This is a genomic window from Candidatus Chloroploca sp. Khr17 (assembly GCF_004138165.1).
Classification (GTDB): Bacteria; Chloroflexota; Chloroflexia; order Chloroflexales; family Chloroflexaceae; genus Chloroploca.
In genome coordinates this window covers 1-2,873 of the sequence record NZ_RYFF01000131.1, presented here as the reverse complement: position 1 = coordinate 2,873, position 2,873 = coordinate 1, and the positions used below count along the sequence as shown (strand labels likewise).

Annotated in this window: 2 protein-coding genes; both read right to left on the bottom strand. The window is 61.6% G+C overall.

The window, feature by feature from the left end:
* Nucleotides 1-277 precede the first annotated feature (277 nt).
* Complete coding sequence (locus EKD05_RS25295; protein WP_129678402.1) at nt 278-1,765, bottom strand: P-loop NTPase fold protein; 1,488 nt, start codon at nt 1,763-1,765, stop codon at nt 278-280.
* Between the two features lie 409 nt (nt 1,766-2,174).
* Nucleotides 2,175-2,873: SUMF1/EgtB/PvdO family nonheme iron enzyme (locus tag EKD05_RS25290; protein ID WP_165360989.1), on the bottom strand; the 699-nt coding region annotated here is incomplete at its 5' end.

The following is a 2,873-nucleotide window of genomic DNA, read 5'->3' as shown; positions in this document are numbered from 1 at the left end:
GCGCCCCCGTACGGGCACGGCGCCGCCGTGCCTCCCCGCGCCCGATGCCCCGCCGAACGGCCGCCGGGCGCAGCAGCAATCAAACAGGCGTTCTCGCAAGAGATGCGCCAGGGGCTGCTGCGCCCCTACACCCCACACCGCGCCCCGCCGTGCCCCGCGTACGGTCACGGTTGCCCGTGCCATGGCGTGCCCGTGCCCCCCGTCGTGCCCAATCCCCAATCCCCAATCCCCAATCCCCAATCCCCAATCCCCAATCCCCAATCCCCAATCCCCGCCCCTACCCCTGCGCCGATACACGGCTCTGATAGACCAACTCGTGGATCTGGTTGTCATCAAGCTCGGCAAACCACGGCTCATGCTGCAACATCTTGCGCAGACGCTCATCCTGTTGCCCAACCTCTTCGCGCAGGGTTGCTGGGATCGAGCTGCCCCCTACGCCACCCGGCATGCCGCGCACAATCGCTTCGATGCTGCGCAGCAGCAACGGATCGCGGGCGATCTGTTCGTAGAGCTTGGTAAAACTGGTCTGGATCACGGTCAGTTTGGCGATGAGTCCCGCGGGTGTTCGGCGCTGATGCGCCCGGTCGAGCATCAGGTGGAGCCGGAAGATGTTGAAGCTGCGTTTGACTTTGCGTGGGTTGCGCAGGAGCCCAGCGGTCATTGCACTTGCGACCTGGGTGCGTTCTATCTCGCTCAAATCCGCCACACCGGGCAAGCGCTTCTGCAAAAAGGTGCTGATCGTGTCGGCAGCCAGCGGCGGCAAGGTAAACGGCACCTGCACGATCTTCTCGAGGTAGTCGCGCTCGGCGACGGGAAAAGGCTCAGTCACCTTCTCAGTGAGGGCAAACTCTTTGTAGCGCACGCGAATGCCGCGCTCAATGATTTCGCGGTCAACACCGAGCACAAAGATGCAGCCTGTCGCATCAAAAAAGACCTTGATCGCCTCTAGCACGCCAATCGCCTGCTCGGGCAGACAGCGGTCGAGGTCGTCAATGAAGATCACCAGGCGAAACCCCGCCTGCGCGGCCCACGCTTCAATCAGGTCATGAAACTGCCGATAGAACTGCTCTAATGAGCGCACCTGTTCACTATAGACCTTTGAGCGCTCACGGCGAAGCGCTTTGGCAAAGCCTTCCAGTTCGTCGCTCTTGAGCCCTTCACCACCCTGCACGGCCTTGCCAATAGCCCCCAGCGCGTCACTCACCGTGCCAACAAACGGCAGCGCAGCAAGGCCCATCCTGATCGCCGTGCGCGCCGTCGCCTTGCCTGCTTCACCCCAATCGATCGCAAGCGACCCAACCTCTTCGCGCTCAACCGTCTGATAGAGACTCGCCAGCAGATCGTCGAGTTGCCGTTCAAGTTCGGCACATTGCGTCTGCGGATCGGCTGGCGGCACCTCGCCGGCTTCCCGCGCACGAGCGCCCACAAGCGTACGCAAACGATCCTCATTGCCAAGCACGCGCTGACGAATCTCCGCAATCACACTGATCAACAACGCCCGCCAGAGCGCCTCACTCTGCGCGTAGCGCCAGGCATCAAACCAGATCGGAATCACCGTGGGGTGAGCGGGATCATCAAAGGGCCGATAGATCATCTTCATAATGCTCGTCTTGCCACTCCCCCACGGCCCATAGATGCCAATCGTCAACGGCGTATCATTCAGATCCGCACCCTGCACAATCTCGGCCAGCGCCGCAGCCGACGGCCCAAAACCAAGCTCATCGTCAGTCGTCGGCAGATCACCAAAACCACTATGGGTAGACATAGAGTACTCCTTTGTTGCGCCCAAAGCGGGCGAGCCGCCCGCGCTCCCGGCTGTACCTCGGGGCTATGGTAGTGCCGACTTCAGTCGGCGTCCGGCTCAGCCGACTGATAAATATTCAACAGCACCTCGGGTCGATCGGAGTGCCAACTTCAGTCGGCGTCCGGCTCCCTCCCCCAGCGGGGGAGGGCTGGGGAGGGGGCGAAAGGCTTATTTGCAAGGTATTGGATCTAATTCTTAAAAACCATAAGCAGTCTGTCACGCACGTTTTCTGGTGTCGTTCGCCGGCCACGAATGGGGCCACCAAGAAACGACTACATGCGTCACCAAGCCCCTATTCGTATATTCGTGCTCAGCATTCGTGGTCGGCGGTGCTACCGGGAAACTGAGGTTACACACTAATAAACAGCCATCAGGATTCAGAACCGGGCAGCGGAGAATGACTGGCGACCCGCAACCCGTCGTTGACGTTGCGGCTGCGCGGGCCGACGCTGCTGTCGCGGTACGAAGCCCGGACGTACTTTTGTTCGTTGTACCACGATCCACCGCGTAGTTTCCGACGCTCGTCAGGTTCCAGATATACGGCCTGCCACTCGTCTTCCAATTGATACGGGTACCCTTTGCCGTGCTGAGTCGCGCACCACTCCCAGACGTTGCCGGTCATATCCAACGCCCCGTACGGGCTGGCACCGGTCGGGTAGTGGCCGACTGGGGTCGTGCGTTCGTGTCCAGCTTCCTTGCTATTGCAGCGCCCGGTCTCCCAGGCATTGCCCCACGGCCAGATGCGCCCGTCAGGGCCACGGGCGGCTTTTTCCCATTCAGCCTCGGTCGGCAGGCGGAATGCGTGCCCGGTCTGCGCACTCAGCCAGCGGCAATAGGCCACCGCCTCAAACCAACTCACGCCCACGACGGGATGCTGCGCACCGTTCCAGGTCGAGTCGTTCCACCATTGAGGAGTGACAATCTTTTCCTGCTCACGCCACGCCCAGCCCACCTTCGTCCAGTAGGCGGGATTGGCATAACCGTCGCCCTCAACGAAAGGCCGGAACTGCGCGTTGGTCACGGGCGTCGTGCCAATCCAGTAGGCGGGCAGCGTCACGGTGTGTTGCGG